At 60.1% G+C, this 25,268-nt stretch carries 24 protein-coding genes; 8 read left to right on the forward strand and 16 right to left on the reverse strand.

All coding sequences use genetic code 11. From position 1 onward, the window contains the following. Nucleotides 1–27 precede the first annotated feature (27 nt). Complete coding sequence (gene chaA, locus AC6CWS_RS19795) at nt 28–1,128, forward strand: sodium-potassium/proton antiporter ChaA (RefSeq protein ID WP_065881264.1); 1,101 nt, start codon at nt 28–30, stop codon at nt 1,126–1,128. A gap of 87 nt (nt 1,129–1,215) precedes the next feature. On the opposite strand, the gene kdsA is transcribed toward chaA, so the two are convergent. The 6 genes from kdsA to hemA are packed head-to-tail and all read right to left on the reverse strand — an operon-like array spanning nt 1,216 to nt 6,547. Next, the gene (kdsA, locus tag AC6CWS_RS19800; protein WP_002910393.1) at nt 1,216–2,070 is read right to left on the reverse strand and encodes a 3-deoxy-8-phosphooctulonate synthase; all 855 of its coding nucleotides are present in this window, start codon (nt 2,068–2,070) and stop codon (nt 1,216–1,218) included. Between the two features lie 39 nt (nt 2,071–2,109). Next, nucleotides 2,110–2,922, reverse strand: a complete 813-nt coding sequence (gene sirB1, locus AC6CWS_RS19805; protein ID WP_498256433.1) for an invasion regulator SirB1 — start codon at nt 2,920–2,922, stop codon at nt 2,110–2,112. Between the two features lie 3 nt (nt 2,923–2,925). After that, a complete protein-coding gene (gene sirB2, locus AC6CWS_RS19810) occupies nt 2,926–3,318 on the reverse strand; it encodes an invasion regulator SirB2 (protein ID WP_008804389.1) in 393 nt (130 codons plus the stop codon). Beyond that, nucleotides 3,318–4,166, reverse strand: a complete 849-nt coding sequence (prmC, locus tag AC6CWS_RS19815) for a peptide chain release factor N(5)-glutamine methyltransferase (RefSeq protein WP_065881263.1) — start codon at nt 4,164–4,166, stop codon at nt 3,318–3,320. Before prmC ends, sirB2 begins: the two co-directional genes overlap by 1 nt. Beyond that, on the reverse strand, nt 4,166–5,248 hold the full coding sequence (gene prfA, locus AC6CWS_RS19820; RefSeq protein WP_004203214.1) for a peptide chain release factor 1: 1,083 nt from the start codon (nt 5,246–5,248) through the stop codon (nt 4,166–4,168). Before prfA ends, prmC begins: the two co-directional genes overlap by 1 nt. A 42-nt stretch (nt 5,249–5,290) precedes the next feature. Continuing rightward, the gene (gene hemA / locus AC6CWS_RS19825) at nt 5,291–6,547 is read right to left on the reverse strand and encodes a glutamyl-tRNA reductase (RefSeq protein ID WP_023290148.1); all 1,257 of its coding nucleotides are present in this window, start codon (nt 6,545–6,547) and stop codon (nt 5,291–5,293) included. A gap of 271 nt (nt 6,548–6,818) precedes the next feature. On the opposite strand from hemA, the gene lolB reads away from it, so the two are divergent. From lolB to dauA, 4 genes are all read left to right on the forward strand, one after another. After that, nucleotides 6,819–7,430, forward strand: a complete 612-nt coding sequence (lolB, locus tag AC6CWS_RS19830) for a lipoprotein insertase outer membrane protein LolB (protein WP_065881262.1) — start codon at nt 6,819–6,821, stop codon at nt 7,428–7,430. Beyond that, nucleotides 7,430–8,278, forward strand: coding sequence for a 4-(cytidine 5'-diphospho)-2-C-methyl-D-erythritol kinase (ispE, locus tag AC6CWS_RS19835; protein ID WP_074442567.1), 849 nt, complete (start codon nt 7,430–7,432; stop codon nt 8,276–8,278). The genes lolB and ispE overlap by 1 nt, the downstream gene beginning before the upstream one ends. A 183-nt stretch (nt 8,279–8,461) precedes the next feature. After that, nucleotides 8,462–9,409, forward strand: coding sequence for a ribose-phosphate diphosphokinase (gene prs / locus AC6CWS_RS19840; protein ID WP_002910407.1), 948 nt, complete (start codon nt 8,462–8,464; stop codon nt 9,407–9,409). A gap of 250 nt (nt 9,410–9,659) precedes the next feature. Then, the gene (gene dauA, locus AC6CWS_RS19845; RefSeq protein ID WP_064157472.1) at nt 9,660–11,339 is read left to right on the forward strand and encodes a C4-dicarboxylic acid transporter DauA; all 1,680 of its coding nucleotides are present in this window, start codon (nt 9,660–9,662) and stop codon (nt 11,337–11,339) included. Here the strand turns inward: dauA and AC6CWS_RS19850 are convergent, their stop codons facing one another. Beyond that, complete coding sequence (locus tag AC6CWS_RS19850) at nt 11,340–12,386, reverse strand: MerR family transcriptional regulator (protein WP_065881258.1); 1,047 nt, start codon at nt 12,384–12,386, stop codon at nt 11,340–11,342. A gap of 222 nt (nt 12,387–12,608) precedes the next feature. After that, nucleotides 12,609–12,884 carry a stress-induced protein YchH gene (gene ychH / locus AC6CWS_RS19855; RefSeq protein WP_002910437.1) on the reverse strand — a complete coding sequence of 92 codons (276 nt, stop codon included), beginning with the start codon at nt 12,882–12,884 and terminating at the stop codon, nt 12,609–12,611. A gap of 272 nt (nt 12,885–13,156) precedes the next feature. Between ychH and pth the strand changes: the two genes are divergently transcribed. Continuing rightward, complete coding sequence (pth, locus tag AC6CWS_RS19860; protein WP_004180389.1) at nt 13,157–13,741, forward strand: aminoacyl-tRNA hydrolase; 585 nt, start codon at nt 13,157–13,159, stop codon at nt 13,739–13,741. A gap of 117 nt (nt 13,742–13,858) precedes the next feature. Beyond that, entirely contained in the window at nt 13,859–14,950 is a 1,092-nt protein-coding gene (gene ychF / locus AC6CWS_RS19865; protein ID WP_002910443.1) for a redox-regulated ATPase YchF, read from the forward strand. Nucleotides 14,951–15,037: 87 nt separating this feature from the next. Here ychF and AC6CWS_RS19870 read toward each other — a convergent pair whose 3' ends face one another. The 8 genes from AC6CWS_RS19870 to AC6CWS_RS19905 form a co-directional block, all read right to left on the reverse strand. Further along, nucleotides 15,038–15,367 carry a DUF1869 domain-containing protein gene (locus AC6CWS_RS19870; RefSeq protein ID WP_065881256.1) on the reverse strand — a complete coding sequence of 110 codons (330 nt, stop codon included), beginning with the start codon at nt 15,365–15,367 and terminating at the stop codon, nt 15,038–15,040. An 83-nt stretch (nt 15,368–15,450) separates the two neighbouring features. Continuing rightward, nucleotides 15,451–16,365 (reverse strand): sugar ABC transporter substrate-binding protein, encoded by a 915-nt coding sequence (locus AC6CWS_RS19875; protein WP_023290154.1) that lies wholly within the window; start codon nt 16,363–16,365, stop codon nt 15,451–15,453. Between the two features lie 131 nt (nt 16,366–16,496). Next, entirely contained in the window at nt 16,497–17,912 is a 1,416-nt protein-coding gene (locus AC6CWS_RS19880) for a VasL domain-containing protein (RefSeq protein ID WP_065881254.1), read from the reverse strand. Between the two features lie 19 nt (nt 17,913–17,931). Beyond that, nucleotides 17,932–18,375 (reverse strand): type VI secretion system baseplate subunit TssE, encoded by a 444-nt coding sequence (gene tssE / locus AC6CWS_RS19885; RefSeq protein ID WP_048297773.1) that lies wholly within the window; start codon nt 18,373–18,375, stop codon nt 17,932–17,934. A 1-nt stretch (nt 18,376) separates the two neighbouring features. Continuing rightward, entirely contained in the window at nt 18,377–18,913 is a 537-nt protein-coding gene (gene tssJ, locus AC6CWS_RS19890; RefSeq protein WP_171996943.1) for a type VI secretion system lipoprotein TssJ, read from the reverse strand. Further along, the gene (gene tssG, locus AC6CWS_RS19895) at nt 18,894–19,910 is read right to left on the reverse strand and encodes a type VI secretion system baseplate subunit TssG (RefSeq protein ID WP_074442566.1); all 1,017 of its coding nucleotides are present in this window, start codon (nt 19,908–19,910) and stop codon (nt 18,894–18,896) included. Before tssG ends, tssJ begins: the two co-directional genes overlap by 20 nt. Nucleotides 19,911–19,939: 29 nt before the next feature. Further along, on the reverse strand, nt 19,940–21,703 hold the full coding sequence (gene tssF, locus AC6CWS_RS19900; RefSeq protein ID WP_065881249.1) for a type VI secretion system baseplate subunit TssF: 1,764 nt from the start codon (nt 21,701–21,703) through the stop codon (nt 19,940–19,942). 133 nt (nt 21,704–21,836) lie between these two features. After that, nucleotides 21,837–25,172, reverse strand: a complete 3,336-nt coding sequence (locus tag AC6CWS_RS19905; RefSeq protein ID WP_416054756.1) for an ImcF-related family protein — start codon at nt 25,170–25,172, stop codon at nt 21,837–21,839. A 19-nt stretch (nt 25,173–25,191) separates the two neighbouring features. On the opposite strand from AC6CWS_RS19905, the gene AC6CWS_RS19910 reads away from it, so the two are divergent. Continuing rightward, nucleotides 25,192–25,268, forward strand: a 77-nt coding sequence (locus AC6CWS_RS19910) for a hypothetical protein (protein ID WP_224261798.1), incomplete at its 3' end; no start/stop codon positions are given.

A 25,268-nucleotide genomic window follows, 5' to 3' on the forward strand; every position in this document is an offset into this window, starting at 1 on the left:
TAACACCTGCATAAATGGAGATGGTTCATGACCCATGCACATGAGGCGGTAAAAACCCGCCATAAGGAGTCTTCCCTCGTCTTTCCGGTGCTGGCGCTGGCAGTGCTGTTTTTCTGGGGCAGCAGCCAGTCACTGCCAGTGGTTATCGCGATTAATATCCTCGCGCTGGTCGGTATTTTAAGCAGCGCCTTCAGCGTGGTCCGCCACGCCGACGTCCTCGCCCACCGCCTGGGCGAACCCTACGGCTCCCTGATTCTCAGCCTGTCGGTGGTTATCCTTGAGGTCAGTCTGATCTCCGCGTTGATGGCCACCGGCGACGCCGCGCCGACCCTGATGCGTGATACGCTCTACTCCATCATTATGATCGTCACCGGCGGTCTGGTCGGTTTTTCCCTGCTGCTGGGCGGGCGTAAATTCGCCACCCAATATATGAATCTGTTCGGCATTAAGCAGTATCTTATCGCCCTGTTTCCGCTGGCGATTATCGTGCTGGTGTTTCCCATGGCGCTGCCGGGCGCGAACTTCAGCACCGGGCAATCGCTGCTGGTGGCGGTGATTTCGGCGGCCATGTACGGCGTTTTCCTGCTTATTCAGACCAAAACCCATCAGAGTCTGTTTGTGTATGAGCATGAAGACGACGGCGATGATGACGACCCGCACCACGGTAAACCGTCCGCCCACAGCAGCGGGTGGCATACCGCCTGGCTGCTGGTGCACCTTGTGGCGGTGATCGCCGTCACTAAAATGAACGCCAACCCGTTGGAAACGCTGTTGACCAGCATGGATGCCCCGGTGGCCTTCACCGGCTTCCTCGTGGCCTTGCTGATCCTGTCGCCGGAAGGCCTTGGCGCGCTCAAAGCGGTGCTCAACAATCAGGTACAGCGGGCGATGAACCTGTTCTTCGGCTCCGTGCTGGCCACCATCTCGCTGACGGTCCCGGTGGTCACCCTCATCGCCTTCCTGACCGGCAATGAGCTGCGCTTTGGCCTTGGCGCGCCGGAGATGGTGGTGATGGTCGCTTCGCTGGTGCTGTGTCATATCTCCTTTTCCACCGGACGCACCAATGTGCTGAACGGCGCGGCCCATCTGGCGCTGTTCGCCGCCTACCTGATGACCATTTTCGCCTGACCCCGCTTGCCCGTCCGGCGGAGTCCGGGCGAAAAAAAAGCCTGCCGGTTTTGACGCCGGCAGGCTTTTTCAGTGATGCGGTCAGGCTTACTTGCTGGTATCCAGCTCGTCGAAGCTTTTCACCAGATCGTCAATCGCTTTCATCTGCTTGAGGAACGGCTCCAGTTTATCCAGCGGCAGCGCGGACGGGCCGTCGCATTTCGCGTGGTCCGGATCCGGATGCGCTTCGATAAACAGACCGGCGATGCCCACCGCCATGCCAGCGCGGGCCAGCTCGCTCACCTGCGCGCGGCGACCGCCGGAGGCAGCGCCAAACGGGTCGCGGCACTGCAGCGCGTGGGTGACATCGAAAATAACCGGCGAGTTGTTGGAGGCTTTCTTCATCACGCCGAAGCCGAGCATATCCACCACCAGGTTGTCGTAACCGAAGTTCGCGCCGCGGTCGCAGAGGATCACTTTGTCGTTACCACCTTCGATGAATTTATCGACGATGTTGCCCATCTGGCCCGGGCTAACGAACTGCGGTTTCTTGACGTTGATCACCGCTCCGGTTTTGGCCATCGCTTCCACCAGGTCAGTCTGGCGCGCGAGGAAGGCGGGAAGCTGGATCACGTCCACGACGTCAGCCACCGGCTGCGCCTGGCTGGCTTCATGAACGTCGGTGATGATTTTCACGCCAAAGGTCTGCTTCAGCTCCTGGAAAATCTTCATCCCTTCTTCCAGACCCGGCCCACGATAGGAGTGAATGGAGGAACGGTTGGCTTTATCAAAGGAGGCTTTGAAGACGTAGGGGATGCCAAGCTTCTGCGTAACGGTGACGTAATGTTCGCAGATGCGCATCGCCAGATCGCGTGACTCCAGCACGTTCATCCCGCCGAACAGCACGAACGGCAGGTCGTTCGCTACGTTGATATCACCAATGCTAACCACTTTTTGTTTCATAAATTCGCCTTATCAGGGTGTAACCGGAATGGTTCCAGACTAATGCAATGTAATTTGTTTGTGCGAAATCGTGTTGATTTGTGCGCGGATCATCTCGCTGATCGGATCCTCCGGACACTGTTCGCCAAAATAGCTCAGGTCCAGCAGCGCCACGTGATCGCAATCCAGCTGGGCGTATATCAGCCCGCGGTCGCGGATCTCATACGGATCTTCCGGGTTAAACTGCAGCAGCGCTTCGCTGGCGCGCAGGGCCAGCTCCATCTGCCGCTCTTCCATCAGCGCCGACTTCAGGGTGTCCAGCAGCTTGCGGATCACCTCGGCGTTATCCGCTTCGTCGAGATCTTCATTAAACAGTTCCGCCACCGGCCCGATGTTGCCCTTCAGCCATACCTCCAGGGTATGTTCGTCGAGGGTTTCGCCGTTGAACGGATTAATCAGCCACATCTCTTCGCTGGTTTCCGGGTCCGCGCGCAGCAGCATCTGGGTCGGGAAGATCACCGGCACCACCGGCAGCCCCAGGCGCTGGGCGATCCACAGCAGGATCGCGCCTAATGACACCGCGCTCCCCTGGCGGTTGACCAGCACTTTATCGAGCCATAGCGCGTCGGATAGACGATAAACGCCCTGCGAGGCGCCAAAGCCCCACTCCTCGTAAAACAGCGCCAGCAGGCGTTCTATCTGGCGTTCCTGGTCCCACGAAGGCGCAATCTCCTCCTGCGCGAGGCGCAGCAGCCGCTGCAGCTCTTCCTCGACAAAACGCGTCGGAAAATCGTCGCGGACCTGTTCAGAAATGAGGACCATGCCATCACACAATGGCGCTTTGTTAAATTCGAAATCCGCTAATGACCCCATGACCTACCCCAGTATCGGTATTCTTGTGATGGCGAGTTGAATGATGATAAACAACACCACCAGCGCCAGCAGGAACGCGATAAAGCGGCTCTGCTGGCTGCGCGGACGACGACGGCCCAGCGCGATAAAACCTAATGCGATGTAAATGATAACGCCAAACAGCTTTTCAGTCAGCCATGCGCCGTCTTCTGTGAACGGCAGGTAGTGCGTTATCGCCATTAATCCCGCACCGCTGAGAAACAGCAGCGTATCGCTGCAGTGCGGCGCAATTCGCACCCACCGCTGGTTCAGCAGCGGGCTCTGGTGATACATCCACCAGTAACGTAAAACGAACAATCCTACCGACACCACCACGCTGGCGATGTGCAGGTAGAGGACAGCCGTGAATAAGTTCATCAGCCAACGTTCTCCATGTCGGGTAAACGTCCGAGGGTCAGACGCTCATTGTCGCCATAGTCGCGGCAGGTCGCGACATCCAGATAGCCCGCCTCGCGGAACAGGGCGCGTACCGCTTCGCCCTGGGTCCAGCCATGCTCCAGCAGCATCCAGCCGCCGGGCTGCAGATACTGCCGCCCCTCGCGGATAATCTGCGCCAGATCGGCCAGCCCCTGGTCGCCTGCCACCAGCGCCGTCAACGGCTCATAACGCACATCGCCTTCGGCAAGATGCGGGTCGGCGGCGTCGATATAGGGGGGATTGCTGACGATCATGGCGAAGCGCTGCCCGGCCAGCGCACTGAACCAGTCGCTTTGCCGTATCGTCACGTTAGCAATGCCCAGATGGGCGGCATTACGCAACGCCAGCGCCACGGCGTCCGGCATCACGTCCACCGCGATCACTTCACAGTCAGGACGTTCGCTGGCCAGCGCCAGGGCAATGGCGCCGGTCCCGGTGCCGAGGTCGAGAATACGGCACGGCGCGACGGGCAGACGCGCCAGCGCCTGCTCCACCAGACATTCGGTATCCGGGCGGGGGATCAGCGTCGCCGGGGAGACAAACAGCGGCAGCGACCAGAACTCCCGCTGCCCGACCAGATGGGCGATGGGCTCCCCGCGCTGGCGTCGCTGCAGGAGCGCCTCCAGCGTCGTCGCCTCGTCGGCGGACAGCGTCGTTTCGCCGAAGGCCAGGATCCAGGTGCGCGCCCGACCGGTGACGTGTCCCAGCAGGATCTCGGCGTCGCGTCGCGGACTGTCGCTCTCCGCCAGGCGGGCGATTGCCTGCTGCAGCCAGGCCTGAAAGGTCATCATTCCTGCTCGGACAGCGCCGCCAGCTGATCGGCCTGGTGTTCCTGGACAATCGGCTCAATCAGCATGTCGAGTTTGCCCTCCATCGCCTCATCGAGACGGTAAAGGGTCAGGTTGATGCGGTGGTCGGTCACGCGGCCCTGCGGGAAGTTGTAGGTACGGTTGCGATCGCTGCGGTCGCCGCTGCCCAGCAGGTTGCGGCGCGTTGAGGCTTCCGCCTGCTGACGCTTGGCCACTTCGGCGGCGCGGATCCGCGCCCCCAGCACCGACAGCGCCTTGGCTTTGTTTTTATGCTGGGAACGTTCGTCCTGACACTCCACCACGATGCCGGTGGGCAGGTGGGTAATACGGATCGCCGAGTCGGTGGTGTTAACGTGCTGACCGCCCGCGCCGGAGGAACGGAACGTATCGATGCGCAGATCCGCCGGGTTGATATCCGGCATTTCCGCCTCCGGCAGCTCCGGCATCACCGCCACCGTACAGGCGGAGGTGTGGATACGCCCCTGCGACTCGGTGGCCGGCACGCGCTGCACGCGATGGCCGCCGGATTCAAATTTGAGCCGACCATAAACGCCGTCGCCGCTGATCTTGGCGATCACCTCTTTAAAGCCGCCGTGTTCACCTTCGTTGGCGCTGAGGATCTCCACTTGCCAGCGGCGCGATTCCGCGTAACGGGTGTACATGCGGAACAGATCGCCGGCAAACAGCGCCGCTTCGTCGCCGCCGGTCCCGGCGCGCACTTCCACGAAGGCGTTACGCTCGTCATCAGGATCTTTCGGCAGGAGCAGGACCTGTAGCTGTTGCTCCAGCTGTTCGCCTTTATCTTTGGCGTCGCGCAGCTCTTCCTGCGCCATTTCGCGCATTTCCGGATCGTCGAGCATCATCTGCGCGGTTTCAATATCCTCCTGCACCTGACGCCAGTCGGTATAGCAGCGCGCCACATCGCTTAGTTGAGCATACTCCCGCGACAGCGCGCGGAATTTATCCTGATCGGCAATCGTCGCGGCATCGCCGAGCAGCGCCTGCACTTCTTCGTGGCGCTCGTACAACGCTTCCAGTTTGGCAACAATAGAAGACTTCATAGGCGTGAATTCACCCTGTCCTGAAAATAAGAGAAAGGTGCGCTATTCCAGCCCGAGGCTGTTGCGCAGAATATGCAGGCGTTCGTCGTCCCCGTCACGGGCGGCCTGCTGAAGTGATTTGGTTGGCGCGTGGATCAGGCGGTTGGTGAGCTTACGCGCCAGATCCTGCATAATTTCCTGGGCATCACCGCCCTGCTCCAGCGCGGCCAGCGCCTTCGCCGTCAGCTCCTCACGGACCTGCTCGGACTGAGAACGGTATTCGCGAATGGTCTCGCTGGCGCTCTGCGCGCGCAGCCAGGCCATAAATTCGCTGGTCTCCTGCTCGACGATCGATTCCGCCTGCACCGCCGCGGCCTTACGCTGCGCCAGGTTATGCTGAATGATGTTTTGCAGATCGTCGACGCTGTAGAGGTAAGCGTTAGCCAGTTTGCCGACCTCCGGTTCGACGTCGCGCGGGACGGCGATATCCACCAGCAGCATCGGCTGGTTGCGCCGCGCCTTGAGCGCACGTTCCACCATGCCTTTGCCGATGATCGGCAGCGGGCTGGCGGTGGAGCTGATGATGATGTCGGCCTCTTTCAGCCGTTCGTCGATATCGCTGAGGGCAATCACCTCGGCGCCCACTTCTTCCGCCAGCGCCTGGGCGCGTTCACGAGTGCGGTTGGCGATCACCATTTTGCGCACGTGATGTTCGCGAAGATGGCGCGCCACCAGTTCGATGGTTTCACCGGCGCCGACCAGCAGCACCGTCACGCTCGACAGGGATTCAAAGATTTGCCGCGCCAGGGTACAGGCGGCGAACGCGACGGAAACGGCGCTGGCGCCAATATCGGTTTCGGTACGCACGCGCTTGGCCACCGAGAACGATTTCTGGAACATCCGCTCCAGTTCGCTGACGTTAAGATGGCCGCGGCTGGAATCGGCGAAGGCTTTTTTCACCTGACCGAGGATCTGCGGTTCGCCCAGCACCAGCGAATCAAGGCCGCTGGCGACGCGCATCAAATGGCTGACGGCGTCGTTATCCTGGTGCCAGTAGAGGCTTTTACGCAGGTCTTCTTCATTGAGGCCGTGGTAATCGCACAGCCAGCGGATCAGCGCTTCCTGCAGGTTATCCTGCTCTTCGACGCTGAGATAGAGTTCCGTACGGTTGCAGGTCGACAGCACCACCCCACCCTGCACCATCGGCTGAGCCAGCAAGCTCTCCAGCGCCTTATCGAGCGTTTCCGGCGAAAACGCGACGCGTTCTCGCAGGGCGACCGGAGCTGTTTTGTGATTGATGCCAAGAGCTAAAAGGGTCATTGTGAGGGAGTAGTACCAGCGTTGCTAAGGTTAGTCTGAGTGCATCATACAGGATGCGCGTAATCAATAAAAGAGAGGCTCCCCTTTTGGAGTAATAGCCAAAGCAAGACCGCCATTAAGGTTAATTTTTTGATTTCAGACAACTTGAACGTAGACGCTATCGCCCGGCGACGCTAGCATTAAGGATTATAAATGTAACCTGCTACACAAATCGGCCCGCTGTTCCCCTGCCGCCGGATTTCACTGTAGACATCAAGGATTTGTCATCATTATGAATCGACTGTTCCGCCTGCTGCCGCTGGCCAGCCTCGTCCTGACCGCTTGTTCTGTTCATGCCCCCGAGGGGCCTGGCAAAAGCCCGGATTCGCCGCAGTGGCGCCAGCACCAGCAGGCTGTTCGTAGCCTCAACCAGTTCCAGACCCGCGGGGCGTTTGCCTATCTCTCTGATGAGCAAAAAGTCTATGCCCGCTTCTTCTGGCAGCAGACCGGCCAGGACCGCTATCGCCTGCTGCTGACCAACCCGCTGGGCAGCACCGAGCTGTCGCTGACCGCGCAGCCTGGCAGCGTGCAGTTGATCGACAACAAAGGCCAGACCTACACCGCCACCGATGCCGAAGAGATGATTGGCCGCCTGACCGGGATGCCGATCCCGCTGAACAGCCTGCGCCAGTGGATCATCGGCCTGCCGGGCGACGCCACCGACTATTCGCTGGACGATCGGTACCGTCTGCGTGAACTGAACTACACGCAAAACGGCAAAACCTGGCACGTCACCTACGGCGGCTACACCAGCGATACCCAGCCAGCCCTGCCGTCTAATGTCGAGCTGAACAATGGCGCCCAGCGCATCAAGCTGAAGATGGATAACTGGATCGTGAAATGATGAGCCGCTGGCCCTCACCTGCAAAACTGAATCTCTTTTTATATATCACCGGCCAGCGGGCTGATGGTTACCACATCCTGCAGACGCTGTTTCAGTTCCTCGACTACGGCGATACGCTGACCATCGAACCGCGCGCTGACGGCGAACTGCGCCTGCTGACGCCGGTGGCCGGGGTGCCGGACGAAGAAAATCTGATCGTTCGCGCCGCGCGTCTGCTGATGCGCGCCGCCGGCGAAAGCGGCCGCCTGCCGGCGGGCAGCGGCGCCGATATCAGTATCGATAAGCGCCTGCCGATGGGCGGCGGCCTGGGGGGCGGCTCGTCCAATGCCGCCACCGTGCTGGTGGCGCTCAACCATCTCTGGGGCTGCGGACTCTCGGAAGATGAGCTGGCGACCCTGGGCCTGCAGCTGGGGGCCGATGTGCCGGTCTTCGTGCGCGGCCATGCCGCCTTTGCCGAGGGGGTGGGTGAAATTCTGACGCCGGTGGAGCCTGAGGAAAAATGGTACCTGGTGGCCCATCCGGGCGTCAGTATTCCGACGCCGATCATTTTTCGCGACCCGGAGCTACCACGAAATACCCCGCGCCGGTCAATTAATACGTTATTAAATTGTGAATTCAGCAACGATTGCGAGCTTATCGCAAGAAAACGTTTTCGCGAGGTTGATGCCGCGCTTTCCTGGCTGTTAGAATATGCGCCGTCACGCCTGACCGGCACAGGGGCCTGTGTGTTTGCTGAATTTAACACCGAATCCGCTGCCCGTCAGGTGCTGGACACTGCCCCGGCATGGCTAAATGGCTTTGTGGCGCGCGGAGTAAACCTCTCGCCGCTCAAGCAGGCCCTGCTCTGAATCCTGCGCCGTGAGGGCGCATCGTTCATGAGTCAGCCGGGGAAATTGAGTTACGGTGACAACGTCACCCTGTTCCAGACGTTGCATCGTGCTCTTTAAATACACCGACTGGATCGAATGGCGCCAGCCCGCACATTATTGGCCCATTCATCCACCACTGGACGCATGCCTGAGGTTCTTCTCGTGCCTGATATGAAGCTTTTTGCTGGTAACGCCACCCCGGAACTAGCACAACGTATTGCCAACCGCCTGTACACTTCTCTTGGCGACGCCGCTGTAGGTCGTTTTAGCGACGGCGAAGTCAGCGTACAAATCAATGAAAACGTACGCGGTGGTGATATTTTCATCATCCAGTCCACTTGTGCTCCCACCAATGACAACCTGATGGAACTGGTTGTTATGGTTGATGCTCTGCGTCGTGCTTCGGCAGGTCGTATCACCGCCGTTATCCCTTACTTCGGTTATGCTCGTCAGGACCGTCGTGTTCGTTCTGCTCGTGTGCCAATCACCGCGAAAGTGGTGGCAGATTTCCTGTCCAGCGTCGGCGTTGACCGCGTACTGACCGTTGACCTGCACGCAGAACAGATCCAGGGCTTCTTCGATGTGCCAGTTGATAACGTGTTCGGCAGCCCAATCCTGCTGGAAGATATGCTGCAGCTGAACCTGGACAACCCGATCGTGGTTTCTCCGGACATCGGCGGCGTGGTTCGTGCTCGCGCTATCGCTAAATTGCTGAACGATACCGATATGGCTATCATCGACAAGCGCCGTCCGCGCGCCAACGTCTCCCAGGTGATGCATATCATCGGCGACGTCGCGGGTCGTGACTGCGTGATGGTCGACGATATGATCGACACCGGCGGCACCCTGTGTAAAGCGGCAGAAGCGCTGAAAGAGCGCGGCGCGAAACGCGTATTCGCTTACGCGACGCACCCGATCTTCTCCGGCAACGCTATCCAGAACATTAAAAACTCTGTGATCGATGAATTTGTCGTCTGCGATACCATTCCGCTGGCACCAGAAATTAAAGCGCTGGATAAAGTGCGTACTCTGACGCTCTCCGGTATGCTGGCTGAAGCTATTCGCCGTATCAGCAATGAAGAATCAATCTCTGCTATGTTCGAACATTAATCGAGCCGAGCACAAAAACCCGCTGCGGCGGGTTTTTTTGTCTCTGAATTTTTAATTCTTCCACAAAATCATTCGGCATGCGTCAAGGCGGCAAGTGAATGAATCCCCGGGAGCGTACAGGCAGTACGTGACCAGGGTAAATGAACGCAGCCAATACAGAGGCATCCCGAAGGATGATGTGGCAATGACCGATGCCTCCTTCACCTGCCATTCAGTTGACAGATGATGCGCTCATGGATGAAACATTATTGTGAACAGATTATTTTCCTCACATGTGATGCCTTTCCGCGCCCTCATCGACGCTTGCTGGAAAGAAAAGTACACCACTGCCCGCTTTACCCGCGACCTGATCGCCGGGATCACCGTCGGGATTATTGCGATTCCGCTGGCGATGGCGCTGGCGATTGGCAGCGGTGTGCCGCCGCAGTACGGCCTCTATACCTCAGCGGTGGCAGGGATTGTGATCGCCTTAACCGGCGGGTCGCGCTTTAGCGTTTCCGGACCGACCGCCGCCTTTGTGGTGATCCTCTATCCGGTTTCCCAGCAGTTCGGCCTGGCGGGGCTGCTGGTGGCGACGCTGATGTCGGGGATCTTTTTAATGCTTTTCGGCCTGGCGCGCTTTGGCCGCCTGATCGAATATATCCCGCTGTCGGTCACCCTCGGCTTCACCTCCGGGATCGGTATCACCATCGGCACCATGCAGATTAAAGATTTCCTCGGCCTGCAGATGCCCCATGTGCCGGAGCATTATCTGCAGAAAGTGGCGGCGCTGGCGATGGCCCTGCCGACCATTAACGTCGGGGACGCCGCCATCGGCGTCGTCACCCTCGGCACCCTGATCCTTTGGCCGCGGCTGGGTATCCGTCTGCCGGGCCACCTCCCGGCGCTGCTGGCCGGCTGTGGGGTGATGCTGGTCGTCAACTTGCTCGGCGGCGATGTGGCGACGATCGGCTCGCAGTTCCACTATCAGCTGGCGGACGGCACTCAGGGCAACGGCATTCCGCAGCTGCTGCCGCAGCTGGTGCTGCCCTGGGATATGCCGGGTTCCAACTTTACCCTGAGCTGGGCTTCGCTGCAGGCGCTGCTGCCCGCGGCTTTCTCCATGGCGATGCTTGGCGCTATTGAATCTCTGCTGTGCGCGGTGGTGCTCGACGGCATGACCGGTACCAAACATAAAGCCAACAGCGAGCTGATTGGCCAGGGGCTGGGCAACATCGTTGCGCCGTTCTTTGGCGGGATCACCGCCACCGCGGCGATTGCCCGCTCGGCGGCGAACGTCCGCGCCGGCGCCACATCGCCGATCGCCGCCGTGATCCACGCCCTGCTGGTGATCATGGCGCTGCTGATCCTCGCCCCGCTGCTCTCCTGGCTGCCGCTGTCGGCGATGGCCGCCCTGCTGCTGATGGTGGCATGGAACATGAGCGAGGCGCATAAAGTCATCAATCTGCTGCGCCACGCGCCGAAGGACGACATTGTGGTGATGCTGATGTGCATGTCGCTGACGGTGCTGTTTGATATGGTGATCGCCATCAGCGTCGGGATCGTGCTGGCTTCGCTGTTATTTATGCGCCGTATTGCGCGCATGACCCATCTGGCGCCGGTCAACGTCGAAGTGCCAGACGACGTGCTGGTGCTGCGGGTGATCGGTCCGCTGTTCTTTGCCGCCGCCGAAGGTCTATTCAACGACCTGGAGACCCGGATCGCCGGCAAGCGCATCGTGGTGCTGAAGTGGGACGCGGTGCCGGTTCTCGACGCCGGCGGTCTGGATGCCTTCCAGCGCTTTGTGAACAAGCTGCCGGAAGGCTGTGAGTTGCGCGTATCTAACCTCGAATTTCAGCCGCTACGCACGTTAGCGCGCGCCGGCGTCAAGCCGCTGCCCGGACGCCTGAGCTTCTACCCCGATCGTCAGGCCGCGCTGGCTGACCTGTGATCACCCGGCGGCAGGCCCCTGCGCCTGCCGCATCAAGGCTCCGGTCGCCTGCTGCAGCCAGCGCAGCACCGCCGGCGTCATCCAGGTGCCCTTCATCAAATGCGGCTCCTGCTCCATTGCCTGACGAAACTTCTGCAGCGTCTGCGGCCGGGTGCCGGCGTAGGACTGAAACAGCTCAAGCCACGCCCGGGCCAGCGCCTGACCCGACGCCGAATCCGGCGCTACGCCCTCACGGCACGCCTGATGCAGCTTCGCCACCAGCGCTGGCCACTCCTGTAGCCGGTCGAAGTAGTGCCGGCGGGTGAACGCCATCTCCTCGTCGTCGAGATACCGCGCCCAGATGGCCAGTTTGCTTTCGGCAAAGGCTTCGGTGATAAAGGCAATGATGGCCGGGGTGACGCCGGTCTGTTCAACCATTTGCGGCTCGGCGGCATGCATCTCGTTCAGGCGGGTCAGAAACTCCGGGCGCCCGGCCGTATCCTGCTCCAGGCGCTCCATCCAGCGCGTCGCCAGACTCATCGCCTGCGGACTGTCCGTCGGGCAGCCGCTCGCCATCAGCGTCTGCACCTCCTCTGTTAGCTCGCGCCACGCCTGCGCGCGCTGTTCATCCTGTGCCGCAAACGGCAGCACGGCTAACTCCTGTTGACTAAACCAACGATCGTACATTTTCATTAACTCCAGCGTCTGTAGCCAGGACTCCAGATCGGGTTCATTGCCGCTCGCCAGCGCCTCGCGCAGCGCCAACAGCCGGTCGCGCAGCCTGCCGACATCGCGCAGTTGGTCATTAAGCGTCTCTATCTGCTGCGTCAGCAGTTCGGGCAGCGACAGCGTTCGCCGATCAAGATAGTCCTTAATGGTGGCGAGCGTCAGCCCGGTCTGCGCCAGCGCCTTGATCATATGCAGGCGCTGAACCGCGGACAGGTTATAGAGCCGATAGCCCGCCTCGCTTCTGGCCGAGGGCGTTAACAGCCCCGTCTGTTCATAATGATGCAGCGTACGCACCGTCAGCCCGGCGCGCTTCGCCAGCTCTCCCACCTGAATTAACATGACTGCTCCTCTCTGTGGCCAGGTCCGCTACTCTGCTGCCTGACGTAACGTCAGGGTCAAGCGAAAAACGCGCTTGATATTCACTTTTGGCGGCAACCATAGCATCACGAAGGTCAGGTCGGAATGGGGGTCGTCATATGGCGGGAAAAAGAAGAAGAGATAACGAGAGGTACAGTAAAACGCATCGGCCCTCAGGGACCGATGCGGGGGATCATGCTACGGTTAGCTGTGGCGATGCTGATTACGACGGCAGCGTTTATCGTAGTGGCGCACCCACCAGTAGCGGTCGCTGACCTGCTCGTGGCCGCCAATACGGGCACCGGCCAGCCAGAGCACCGCACCAACGAAGATGCTTAAGATTGCGCCATGCGCAAAGAATTGTGGCAGGTTAAGCTGCGGAAGCTGGTTCAGAATGGAGTAACCCACCCCCACAACCATCACCACCAACCCTAACCCCATGAGTACGTTACCGAGTAACGAAGCGTTTTTGCGTTTCATGTGTCACCTCCGGACTTTGGGTTGCCAGGGAATGTCCCCAAATCTTATAGGTGTAGTATAGACAAGGTCTCTTCTGTGGAGTGCGCCCACGATCACATTAGTGAACAGCAAATAAACAAAAATTTACAAATAAGCCTATGAACAATATCAAATTCTAATGGTTTAGAGAGTAAATCATCAATGCTGGTATTGTCTCGAGGCCAGAACTTTGTCAAGCGCGCCCGCAGACAGTACACTACGCGGCAGAGAATGCCCCATGCAGGAAAGAAAACGTGACCATTAAACTGATTGTCGGCCTGGCCAACCCCGGTGCGGAATATGCCGCCACCCGGCACAACGCTGGCGCCTGGTATGTGGATTTACTGGCGGATCGCCATCGCGCGCCGCTGCGCGAAGAGAGCAAATTCTTCGGCTATACCTCGCGCATCAACCTGGCGGGCGAGGATGTTCGCCTGCTGGTGCCCACCACCTTTATGAACCTTAGCGGTAAAGCCGTGGCCGCGATGGCGACCTTTTATCGCATCAACCCGGACGAAATTCTGGTTGCCCATGATGAGCTGGATTTGCCGCCGGGCGTGGCGAAATTTAAACTTGGAGGCGGTCATGGCGGCCACAACGGTCTGAAAGACATCATCAGCAAGCTCGGCAATAACCCGAACTTTCACCGCTTACGCGTCGGGATCGGCCATCCGGGCGACAAAAACAAGGTTGTCGGCTTTGTCCTCGGCAAACCACCGGCCAGCGAGCAGAAACTGATTGATGATGCCGTCGACGAAGCGGCGCGCTGTACGGAAATCTGGTTAAAGGATGGTCTCACTAAAGCGACCAACCGTTTACACGCCTTTAAGGCGCAATAAGCCGTTGTCGTGCGGCATTTTTGCCGCGCACCGTGTATAATAGGCAAAGCTATTCAATTTTCTGCAATCTGTTCCTGATAACAGATTGATTATCCAAAGATTAAGGTGATTTAAATCATGGGATTCAAATGCGGTATCGTCGGTTTGCCCAACGTCGGCAAATCCACCCTGTTCAATGCGCTCACCAAAGCGGGTATTGAAGCGGCCAACTTCCCCTTCTGTACCATTGAGCCGAACACCGGTGTCGTACCGATGCCCGATCCGCGTCTGGACAAGCTGGCTGAAATCGTCAAACCGCAGCGTATCCTGCCGACCACCATGGAGTTCGTTGATATCGCGGGCCTGGTGAAAGGCGCGTCCAAAGGCGAAGGTCTCGGCAACCAGTTCCTGACCAACATCCGCGAAACCGAAGCTATCGGCCATGTGGTTCGCTGCTTTGAAAACGACAATATCATTCACGTGGCAGGTAAAGTGAACCCGGCGGAAGATATCGACGTTATCAACACCGAGCTGGCGCTGTCTGACCTTGATACCTGCGAGCGCGCGATTCACCGCGTCTCCAAAAAAGCCAAAGGCGGCGATAAAGACGCGAAAGTTGAGCTGGCCGCGCTGGAGAAATGCCTGCCGCAGCTGGAAAACGCCGGTATGCTGCGCGCGCTGGATCTGACCAAAGAAGAGAAAGAGGCCATCCGCTATCTGAGCTTCCTGACCCTCAAGCCAACCATGTACATCGCGAACGTCAACGAAGACGGTTTCGAGAACAACCCGTACCTCGATCAGGTTCGCGCTATCGCCGAGCAGGAAGGGTCTGTAGTGGTGCCGGTGTGCGCCGCGGTTGAAGCGGACATCGCCGAACTGGACGATGAAGAGCGTGATGAGTTTATGGCTGAGCTGGGTCTCGAAGAACCGGGCCTGAACCGCGTGATCCGCGCTGGCTACGCCCTGCTGAACCTGCAGACCTACTTCACCGCTGGGGTGAAAGAAGTTCGCGCATGGACCATCCCGGTTGGGGCGACCGCGCCGCAGGCAGCCGGTAAGATCCACACCGACTTCGAAAAAGGCTTTATCCGCGCGCAGACCATCGCTTATGAAGACTTTATCGCCTACAAAGGCGAACAGGGCGCGAAAGAAGCCGGTAAAATGCGCGCTGAAGGTAAAGACTACATCGTGAAAGATGGCGATGTGATGAACTTCCTGTTCAACGTCTAATCCCGCTGGCTGGCGTTTCTGCCGCCATCGAGTAATAAAAAATCCACGCTCCGGCGTGGATTTTTTTCGTGTGCGCAAGGCGGCGCGCTACTCCACGATATGGGTCTCTTCTGCCGCCTCGTAGCCATCAACGATCTGCACAATCTTTTTTAACTCGTCCTCAATAAAAGCCGGGCTGGCGCTTTCTCCTGAGGCCGGGTGATGAAGCTCCACCGAGATGCCGCTGGCGGCATTGGTCAGCGACAGGCTGATCTCCTGCGGATCCGCCGCAGACGAGGGTCGCCCGATATGCTGCGCGATGGTCGCCGCCACCACGCGCGTATCAACTTCCGCGAGATGCCCCCACCTCATTTCAACATGCCCCTGCTGCCCTGCCTTTATCACCTGCAGCGTATAGCCGCTTTTTGCCGTTGCCATCTCTTTTCCTCCGGTTTCGTTGCCCGGGCGTCATATTCTCAGCCCGGTTTTATCAGCAAAGTTCGAACATTTCTGCCTTGCCGTTAATGACTCTTTTCCACATAGGTCTGCATGTTTTCTTTGGTCACTAACTCAAACGGGATCCAGACATGGGACTCGACTTTTTCTCCTTTAATCAGCTTCAACGCCACCGCTAAGGCCGTTTTGCCCTGACCAACGGCATCCTGGAAAACCGTTACCTGGATCTTATCGCTGGCCAACGCTTTCAGCCCATCCGGCGTGGCGTCGATGCCGCCGATCAGCAGCTTCTTCTGGCTCTTCTCCAGCGCCATCGCCGCGCCAATGGCCATCTCGTCGTTGTTCGCCGCCACAATATCAATCGCTTCCCCGTTGCCTGTCCAGTTCTGCATCAGATCCATTCCCTCGCTGCGGGAATAGTTGGCCGGCTGTTTCTGCACTACTTTCATCGCCGGATATTTGGCCACCACCTGCTCTACGTCCCTGGTGCGCTGCAGCGCGCCGGCATCGGTGAGATTACCAATCATGATGGCGACGTTGCCTTTGTAGTTCGCCAGCTTCGCCAGCGCTTCCATCTGCAATGTGCCGGACTCCCGCTCGTCCGAACCGACAAACACCACGCCAGGCGGTAACGTTTTATCCCCCGGCGTCCGGTTCACATACACCAGCGGCATCCTGGCCTGCTGCGCCATCTTCGTCAGCTGCGGGGTGCTGGCGGAGTCCACGGGGTCAACGATGATCGCGTCCACGCCGGAGGCAATGAAGCTCTGCACCTGATCGGCCTGGCGTCCGGTGTCGCCGCGGGCGTCTTCGAACTGCACCTCGACCTGGCGGGCATGAGCTTCTTTCTCAATGGACTGACGAATAATGGTGAGAAAGTTTTGATCGAAGTAAGCCATCGAGACGCCGATCTTCTCCGCCAATGCCGAAGCGGAACTGGCCAGAAGGCCAACTAACAGGATGATTTTACAGTGCTTCATAGCATGCCCTCAGAGGTCGAAATAAAATTTTCAATATAAAATTAAACGGTATATTTAAATCATTTTCAGACTACGAAGGGCGTAGAGTTCTTGCAATCATGATGTAAAGAAAATGTTGCCATGCGCACACTTTATTTCACCGCCTCACTCACCGAAGGCCCACCGGTTGCGGGTCGCGCAGCGGGCGGTGGCGCCGGCTGTTTTCGCTTCAGCAGGGCATACTCCACGATCAGCTGTTGCAGATGCAGTTCGGCGAGACTGCCGCGGGCGGCTGGCCAGGGTTGACCTGCGGGGAGCGCGGCCAGCTCGCGCAGCTGCTCTTCCAGCGGAACGGCGCGGTTAAGCGACTGAATGATGGCAAACACCGCCGTTTTCAGTTCGCTCACCGTCAGGTACTTCCCCTTCTGCTCGTCGAGGGCATTGAGCTGACCGGCAAGCCGTTGCAGCTGACGCATGCCCTCCGCCCAGCCGGTGAGGTTTTCCGCGGGCAATGCCGCAGCGCTTAGCTGCCGCTGCCACTGCTGTGCCAGGGGCTTTGCCTGTTCCGGCCAGCGGCTCAGGGCCAGCTGGACCAGCCGGTCGCCGTAGCTTATCGCCCAGTCCGGCGCCAGGCGGGCGAGATCGTCAAGCTGGCGCTGCGCCTGGCGCAGATCGACCGGCGCGTGGGGAGATGCCCCCGGGAGGTCCGCTAGCGGCCCGGCCTGTTGCGTCATCACAGTCGGCGGCAAATCGGTCTGGCGCAGCGCCAGCCATCCGCCGACGGCGATGCCCGACACCGCCAGCATGGTGACCATTCCGGCGATAAATGGCTTCCAGCGCGACGCGGCGACCGGAGTCGATGCTATCCCTGGCGCGGGCCGCTTTGCTGGTGAAGATGGAGCCGGCGGCTCAGCCTCTGGTCTACGTTGTCGTTCTCGCGCTGGCTCAGCCTCCGCAGCATCCTCTTCGCTGACCAGAGCGTCGGGAAGTGACGCCTCAGACATCGCCACCGGCGGCGCGACGGGAGGCGCTGGCGCAGGGTCGAGGTTCTCGAAGCGGGTTGCCGTGCTGCGCAGCAGCGCCCGCAGGTCACTCAGCGGGTTTTCAGGCGCGATCTCAAGGCGCTGGAGCACCGCGTCGAAGGTTTGCAGCGAACACTCAGCCTGGCTAAGCGACGCAAGATCGTCCGGGGTGAGGTTCAGGGTGCGGATCACCTGCCGCAGCCGCTTGCTCAGGGTGCGGAAGATCTCGGTGCGGGCCGGGAGCGCCTGCGGCCACAGGTTTTTACCCTGGTGGGCCAGCAGCGTTTCCAGCAGCGATAGCCCCTCGTTGATCCCTGCCAGGCCGTCCAGCCGGGCGCGGGCCAGCGTATACCAGGCGACAGTCTGCAGATCCGCGCCGTGATGCTCCAGCAGCACACGGGCAAGCTGCTCGGCATACGGCCAGTTAATATCCGGCCGCGCCGGGTGGCTGAGCTTGTTCATTTCCGCACGCAGGGCAATAAAATCAGCCAGCGTGCGTGGGTCGCCACCGGTTTTATAGCGGCGGTCTTTATGTGTTGTCATCATGATGTCTTTCAGCGAGAGATTAGAGGGCGGAGCGGGCGTCAAGGTACTGCTGACGTTTAAGGTGGCGGATCAGCACCCTGCCTTCAGGCATAAACTCTGTGCCGTAACGTACCAGACCGATATCCTTCAGCTCAGCATCAATGGCATAGCGCAGTTCGCCGGGCGCATCCTGATCGAGCATCACCACCGCGATCCGCTGCAGGCGCGGTTCGTATTTCAGCAACACCGCCGACAGCGTACTCATCAGCTGATGCGCCGACGCCGGCATGCCCTGGAGGATAGCGGTCATATCCGGCAGGCCGTAGTCCGGCAAATGCGCCAGCGTTCCGGCCCGACAGTTGAGGATGCGCTGCATGTTATCGAGCACCGACAGGATGACCTGATCCGTTTCGCTGACGTTGTTCAGGTCCAGCCCGCCGGCGAAATTGCCGTAGAGGATGTCGTACAGGGAGGGACGAGGCATTTCACTTCTCCTTAAGTGGGTGCAGCGTCAGTTGATTTTGGCTGGCTTCGATAATGCGCGGTCTCGCCGGGTCGAGATCGTCCCGGGTGAGTACCAGCCGCCAGCTATTTAGCGTCAGGTCTGGATCGATAAACATGGCCGCCACCGCCACAAACTGCGCGCTGGTTTCCATGGGCATATCAACGGTCACCGATTCGCCCGGACGCAGGCGAATATCTTTTTCCGCCACCCGGTCCGCCTGCAGCGCCTGGCCATCGCCGGCAAACAGCGACGGGTAGTCAGTATTGTCAAACGCCTGCCGGTCCTTCAGCTGGTAAATACGCACCACCGTCGCCAGGGAGGCGCCTTTGGCGTTGTTATTCACGCCTTCCCGGGCGCGAAGATCCAGATGAAGCGTTTTCACCTGGGGGTAAAAAATAGACTGGGTCACGGAAACGGCGCCGTCTTTTACGGTCTGCGTCAGGCCGCAGCCGGTTAAGAGGGTGACCATGAGGAATGCCAGTAACGTGGCGGAGGGTTTAACTGCGGTAATCGCCATCTTCATCGCTCTCCCTGCGGTGGAGGTTTTCCCGGACGCGCTGATAGCGCCCCAGATAAATCGTGATCCTGTCGTCAGCCTGCTTCTGCGCATCCAGCGGTTGCAGCACAGCCGTTCTCCCGAGCTGGACGGCATGCGCCTGCTGGCAGCAAAGTTGCGCATCCGGCAGTAAATGGCGGGCGACGCAAAGCTGCAGCCGCACGTCGAGATGAGATCCGAGCCAGACGTGCAGGAGCGCCATCAGGTCGCTGAACAGTTCGCCGCCGGGCAGCCAGCCGCGGACCTCATCAGGCTTTTCCGTCGCCAGCTGCAGCAACACCTGACCGTTCACATCCGTAGCGTGAGTTCCCATCACTGGCCTGTGTTGCAGGCTAACCGGCTGGCGGATGCTCATCGTTAACGGCTGCGACAAGGGGATCCGGCAGGGATCGTGGTGGTACACCGTCGCCCGGGTCCCCGGGGCCAGGAGCGCCACCAGCGCCTCCATGCCTTCCCCGGTTCTCCCCGGCAGCATCATTACCGGCAGCAGCGCCAGAAATCGCGACAGCGGCGCTGCGGCAACGGCGGCACATCCCGGTATACCCAGCCCCGCCAGGCCCAGCAGATACTGCGAGGTGTTGTCCGTGCCACCCGCCCGAAAGGTTGCCGGGTAGGAATATTTGCGCCAGATACGGTAATACTGGGCGATCAGCCGATGGTTAAAGATATCGAGAAAATCCTCGGTCGCCTCGACGCCTTCCCGCCGTTGCGCAATGTCATCGCTATAGTGGGTCGGTAGCGGGGATTCCACGCCGTAGAGACCCATAAAAGCAACGCGAACCGCCGGCGGCCGGGGCGGGTCAGGATCGTCCATTCCACGGATTTCGCCGGCCGGGAAGCCCATCCCCGGATGCGGGCGAAAGCGTATGGGTTCATCACCCACCAGCCAGCCGCTGCCGATGATCGGCGCCTTCGGATGGTTCTCCTCCAGCAACTGGCAGAAGCGGTAAAAATTCATGTACGGCAACTGAGGCCGGAGCTGCGCCATCAGCCGGGCAGGCGCAGACTGTGATTCTCTTTCCACCGGATACATTTCCCTTCAGGTTGAACAATGAGCGTCAGCTGGATGAACTGATTCATATCGGCATACAATGCGAAAAAGCGGTTGAGCATGTCGCCAAACAGATGGACATCGCCCGCGCCGGTAAATCCACTGCCGTCGAGCGTCACTTCGATATCCAGCCCGCGCAGCAGGAAGCCCTGCTCGAAACGCTGAATTCGGTGATGACTGACCGCCAGAATGGCGTCCAGACGGCGGTTATTGAGCTCATCTTCCCGCCAGTTGTAGAGCGACAGCGTGCCGCGCAGCACCTCGGCGCTGCTCATCATGTTGAGAAAACGGGTGCCCAGATGGCTCATGACCCGCCAGTGGTAGCGGTCTTCCGCCGGGGGATATGCCGGCAGCGTGGGTTTACAGAGATTACGGACGGTAAGCGGCGTGGCTGATATCGACTCACAGCGATCCAGCAGCGTGCTCTGTAGCGCCCGGCGCGGCAGCTGGCCGTTAGTGCCGGTGATGCGCAAGGAGACCGTTTCCCGCTCCAGCGCCCGGTCGGCCGCCCATTGTTGCCCGCCGAGGATAAGCCAGGTATCGTGCATGCCGGTGACGCCCCGCTTGACGCGGGTGTGGTAGTAGCGTTCCGGCGCATGGCGACGCATCATCCCGCCCTGGTGACGAAAGCTGGTGAAAGGCACATAGCGTGCCTCCCCGGTGCGCCCGGAGCCTGTCACGCTGTCAACAGAATAGATTTCGGTATGCCCGTCCTGCAGGCGCTTCGGACGCAGGAGGTATTCGCTCTCCAGCCCGCTGATGGTTAACGGGTCAGCCTCAAGGGTAAACAGGTTAATCACCGGCACACAGTGCAGGCGCAGGCTGCTTGCGCTGACGGGCAAATCGCTTTGCCAGACCTCGCTGAACACCACCTCAAGCGTGAAATGCGCTATCCCCGCCGGTAGCGTCATGTTTTCCAGACCATTTAGCTGCACGAACATAAATTTTTCGCGAAAGGTGAAGTACTCGAGCAGCAACTGATAGCCGCTGAAAGCGCTCTCCCCCTTCGGCCATAAACGATCCTCCTCGCTAAATCCCCCCGGCGAAAAATAGCCGTCCAGACTTACCCGCTCCGCCTGCCCTGGCAGGCGCAGGTACAGCGAGGCCTGGCGTCGGGTCAGCCAAAGATGAAGAGCGCTGCCGGTAACGGCGTCTTCCCCCAGGTACAGCGGCAGGCGGCGGAGATCGGTCTGCGACCAGTCTGCCAGCTCGCTACAGGTGAAGCGTAGCCGCAGGACCGAACGTCCGTCCGGCTCCGCCGTCATCACCGCCTCCTCTATCGCCAGCGGATTAAGCGTCAGATCGCGGGTGGTTCGGTACCGGCACACGGTATTTTTCGGCCCCAGTGGGCGGGAGCTTATTTCAAACCCGGCGGGCACCGTTTCCACCATCTTCATCGCCGGCAGCGTTGGGGTCAGCGCCACGATCGATAACGACGGAATGGTGCGCAAATAGTGCGGCCACAGCATGCTGACCAGCCCCTCGGTCAGCTCCGGCAGATCATCATCAATTTTTTCGCGCAAGCGACCTACGGAAAAGGCAAAGCCTTCAAACAGGCGCTCAACGTAAGGGTCCGGCGTACCGGCTTTATCGAGATCCAGCATCGCCGCCCGGTCGGGGTGAGCCTGCGCGAACGCTTTTGCCGCCTCACGCAGGTAGCGCATTTCAGCGTCAAAATATCGCAGGGTTAAATCGTCCATTATGACTATTCCATTATTCGTCTTCAGGGAGACACGCAGCATGGCTGCGCGGGCAGATTCGTTTACCGCCGGGGGCCATGAGCAGAGGCGGCCCGGCGTCGCAGGTCAACGCCAATCAGTGAGGGAGGCGGTTTCAGTATCCCTCTTCGCCGGGTATATCGTCGGTCAGCGGAACACGCTCAGCAGGCGCGCGCACGCTGAATATCGTCTCCGGTAGCGTAAAGTTTCGCAGGGCCAGCAGCGCCAGCGGTCCTTCCCCCGACTCGGTGCGCAGGGTGTAGTTCAGCGACAGACCATCCGGCGCTTTCCAGCTCAGGCTCCAGCTGCTGCTCGTTCCGGGGTAAGCGCTGACCACCGCCTTATCCAGCAGGCGGATCCAGCCCCAGGCCCCCTGAAGATCTGCATACTGGCGGGTGCCCGCCCGGGTGCTGATCCAGCTCAGACTGGCGCCCGGCGCTTCGGTATCGGCGGGCCAGCTGAACCGCCGCCAGGCCGGCATCTGGTTCATGTAGACAAGTTTCTGGCTGTCGATGACCAGCTCCGTCTGCATCACGCCATCCGCGGTGCCGGGGCGTAGCGCAAAATGCAATCCCGCTTCGCCGTTGGCGAACGCGACGTCGGAGAGATGGCTCAGGGTATTCATCGCCTGCAGAAAGGCCGGGTTAAACGTCAGCCCCTGGGCATTGATACTGTCCGCCATCCAGCGGCTCCCCTCTTTATGCAGCACGCCGTTCAGCCGGGTCTGCAGAAAGCGGGCGATGCGTCCGGTCTCGCTATTGAGATATTTTGCCAGCAGCGGCAGTGAAACTTCACTGCTGGTATTTTTAAAGGGGTAGCGACCGCCAAAAGCGCTATTCCAGTCCTCCACCACCGCGCTGCGCCACTGGGCGTTGAGACTTTCCGCCGCCGGGGTCAGCACCTGCTGCCAGGCCTGCTCCATCGGGCGAACAAACAGCGTCTGCCCAAAACCACTCCACTGCTGGCCCAGTCCCGCCGCCACCAGGCTGCCGTAGTCGCGCGTTTCGGTTAGATCCACAGCCTTGCCCTGGAACACCGTCTGCGCAAGCAGGCGCGTCATCGCCTGCGGGTCGGTGGCGTTGGTGACCTGCTGCAGGCGCAGACGCACCTGGGTGACGCGGGTCAGGAAGGTCTGCAGGCTAAGACGGCTGGTGGACGCCCCGCCGTCGCGATTGTCCAGCAGCGCCAGTACGGGCCCGAAGGTGGCATCCAGAGGACCGCGCACGCCACCCTGCTGGTCGATGGCGGACTGCCCGTCGCGGTTAAACAGATTTTTCGCTGATTTGACAAGCGAATCGGCAATAGCTTCCCCGGTCTGGCCGGTTCGCCCCTGCATGCTCAGGGTGTTCATCAGCGCCACCAGCGGCGACTGGCGCACATCGGCCATCAGGGTCAGCTGGTCGATGGCATCGGAGAGGGTCTCCACGCGCTGCCAGCGTAAGCTGTTGAGAAAATCCAGCCAGGCGCCGCTGAAATCAGCGAAATAACGCTCCGCCAGCCGGACTCGCAAAGCTTCCGGCGACGCCGACTGCGCGGCAGGCTGCTTCGCGTCGCTCAGCACCCAGTCCATTTCATCGCGGCGTTCCGCGACCACTTTCTCAATGGCCGGCTGTACGGCCTGCTCCCAGGCCTGACGGGTAAACATCCCCGGCACCACCTCATCGGTGGTGAACAGGCGCGACGCGTCGGTGTCGCCGGTCATGTCCGCCAGGTGCAAGTCCGCATACTGATTCGCCACCTGCGCGAGCATCTTCTGATAAAGCGTGGACTCACTGTTGCGCTGGCCCAGTTGGCGAATTAACCGTGTGCGCGCCTGGCTGACCAGACCGTCATCGACAGGCAGACGCCACTGCGGATGCGACGCCAGGCTGGCAGCGTAAAATGCCAGTAGCGAAGGGCCGCTGCCCTGCCAGACGGCGTCGGCGATGCCTGAGCGCTGCGACCAGTCCTGCATCAGCGTGGTGGCAAACCAGGACGCGTCCATCCTCTCAGGGCGCGAGAGCATCAGGTACAGTTTTAACTGGTCGTAAGCCGTTTTTGCCCTCTTCTCGCGAAGCGGACTGTCCGGCGGAAGCTGCACAAAGGCGTTCAGTTGCCCTTCCAGATGGCGCGCCGTCGCATCACGCAGCAGCGGTAAGGCGCTTTCGCCATAGCGCGGCAGAAGCGCCGCCAGCAGGTCATCATTCTGGCTGAGGCCAGCGCGGAGGTACCAGGGTGCTCCGTGCTGTGACCGGTATTCCAGCCGGGCAAGGGTTTTCTGCAGTTCAGACAGGGCATGCAGACGGACCGTCAGCGGCTGTTTCTCCGCTGAAAGCGGCTGAACCTGCTGCTGCGCCTGCGCCACCTGGCTGCGGTTAGTGATAAAGGAGACGGTCATTGAGGCGGCCCACAGCGCCATCAGCACCGCAATGCTCACGCCCGCCATCTGCGCCCCGCTGACGCCCGGTTTACGCGCACGCAGGCCTGCCGGTAACGCCAGCGGGGATTCCGGGATGGCGTCCCAGCGGTTATCCCGGCTCCAGTGGTGGGCAACGCTGCGCTGCGCCCCGGCAGAGGGGGCGCTGAACACCACCCCCGCCAGCGGCAGCGGACGGTACGGATTAAGCAGCACGGACAGGGGACCGGTCAGGCTTTCCGGCCCGCGGGTCAGTTGGTCGGCCAGGGTGAGCAGAAAATGATGCTGCGGTCTGTCGCAAATCTGCTGAATGCCCTGCGCGGTGAGCGCCGGTATCAGCCCGTTCAGCTGGCGGGCCAGCGCGTCAGGCGCACATCCCGCTGACAGCAGGCAGCCCACCGGCTGGGTTGTCCGGCCAGCCTGTTCCCCGCCGCGCCCGTGCAGCGACCAGACATACAGCGGCAGCCGCCAGCCCAGGGCCTCATAACGACCGCTCAGGGCATGGGCCAGCGCATCCGTCGCATCAGAAGTGAGTGATGCGGCGGGCATATCGCCATCCGCACCGGGAACAGAGTCAAAAGCTGAGGTCACCCACACCATACCGTCCGCCGGGCGACGGCGCAGCTTTCGCAGCGCGGCGAACCAGGCGGCGTCCACCGGTGCCGCCGGGTCGCCGCCCCACAGCAGCAATGTCCCCCGGTCTTCCTGCCAGAGTTCCTGGGTGAGTTTTGGGGTCAGCTGTTCGACGTCGGCGATGCTGCCGGTAATCAGCAGGATGCGGAGTTTGCGGGGCCAGAAATTACCGTAAATGTGTCGCAGGGCTTGTTGTAATTCGGTTATTAATTTCTTATTTACTGCCACCTGTTTTAAATGAACGCTATTGTTTGATCGAGCGCCCTGTTTATCATTTAACTGACGAAAAAAACGCAGTCTTGATGCAAACACAACAAGTGAGCGCCGACTTACAAGCAATAAAGAGAGGAAAACCGGAACAGAAAAAATAGTACAGAGTATGCCAAATTTTTCTGCTGGTGCTGTCCATCGGCTTTGTTGAATAAATCGAACTTTTGCTAAGTTGAAGGATCAGATCACGCATCTTCCCGACAACGCAGACCGTTCCGTGGCAAAGCAAAAGTTCAAAATCACCAACTG

The organism is Klebsiella sp. M041 (assembly GCF_059759695.1).

Excerpts from the sequence above, each read along its gene's own strand:
- chaA (WP_065881264.1), top strand. The coding sequence starts at position 28 with ATGACCCATGCACATGAGGCGGTAAAAACCCGCCATAAGGAGTCTTCC.
- kdsA (WP_002910393.1), bottom strand. The coding sequence starts at position 2,070 with ATGAAACAAAAAGTGGTTAGCATTGGTGATATCAACGTAGCGAACGAC.
- sirB1 (WP_498256433.1), bottom strand. The coding sequence starts at position 2,922 with ATGGGGTCATTAGCGGATTTCGAATTTAACAAAGCGCCATTGTGTGAT.
- sirB2 (WP_008804389.1), bottom strand. The coding sequence starts at position 3,318 with ATGAACTTATTCACGGCTGTCCTCTACCTGCACATCGCCAGCGTGGTG.
- prmC (WP_065881263.1), bottom strand. The coding sequence starts at position 4,166 with ATGACCTTTCAGGCCTGGCTGCAGCAGGCAATCGCCCGCCTGGCGGAG.
- prfA (WP_004203214.1), bottom strand. The coding sequence starts at position 5,248 with ATGAAGTCTTCTATTGTTGCCAAACTGGAAGCGTTGTACGAGCGCCAC.
- hemA (WP_023290148.1), bottom strand. The coding sequence starts at position 6,547 with ATGACCCTTTTAGCTCTTGGCATCAATCACAAAACAGCTCCGGTCGCC.
- lolB (WP_065881262.1), top strand. The coding sequence starts at position 6,819 with ATGAATCGACTGTTCCGCCTGCTGCCGCTGGCCAGCCTCGTCCTGACC.
- ispE (WP_074442567.1), top strand. The coding sequence starts at position 7,430 with ATGAGCCGCTGGCCCTCACCTGCAAAACTGAATCTCTTTTTATATATC.
- AC6CWS_RS19850 (WP_065881258.1), bottom strand. The coding sequence starts at position 12,386 with ATGTTAATTCAGGTGGGAGAGCTGGCGAAGCGCGCCGGGCTGACGGTG.
- ychH (WP_002910437.1), bottom strand. The coding sequence starts at position 12,884 with ATGAAACGCAAAAACGCTTCGTTACTCGGTAACGTACTCATGGGGTTA.
- ychF (WP_002910443.1), top strand. The coding sequence starts at position 13,859 with ATGGGATTCAAATGCGGTATCGTCGGTTTGCCCAACGTCGGCAAATCC.
- AC6CWS_RS19870 (WP_065881256.1), bottom strand. The coding sequence starts at position 15,367 with ATGGCAACGGCAAAAAGCGGCTATACGCTGCAGGTGATAAAGGCAGGG.
- AC6CWS_RS19875 (WP_023290154.1), bottom strand. The coding sequence starts at position 16,365 with ATGAAGCACTGTAAAATCATCCTGTTAGTTGGCCTTCTGGCCAGTTCC.
- AC6CWS_RS19880 (WP_065881254.1), bottom strand. The coding sequence starts at position 17,912 with ATGATGACAACACATAAAGACCGCCGCTATAAAACCGGTGGCGACCCA.
- tssE (WP_048297773.1), bottom strand. The coding sequence starts at position 18,375 with ATGCCTCGTCCCTCCCTGTACGACATCCTCTACGGCAATTTCGCCGGC.
- tssJ (WP_171996943.1), bottom strand. The coding sequence starts at position 18,913 with ATGGCGATTACCGCAGTTAAACCCTCCGCCACGTTACTGGCATTCCTC.
- tssG (WP_074442566.1), bottom strand. The coding sequence starts at position 19,910 with ATGAATTTTTACCGCTTCTGCCAGTTGCTGGAGGAGAACCATCCGAAG.
- tssF (WP_065881249.1), bottom strand. The coding sequence starts at position 21,703 with ATGGACGATTTAACCCTGCGATATTTTGACGCTGAAATGCGCTACCTG.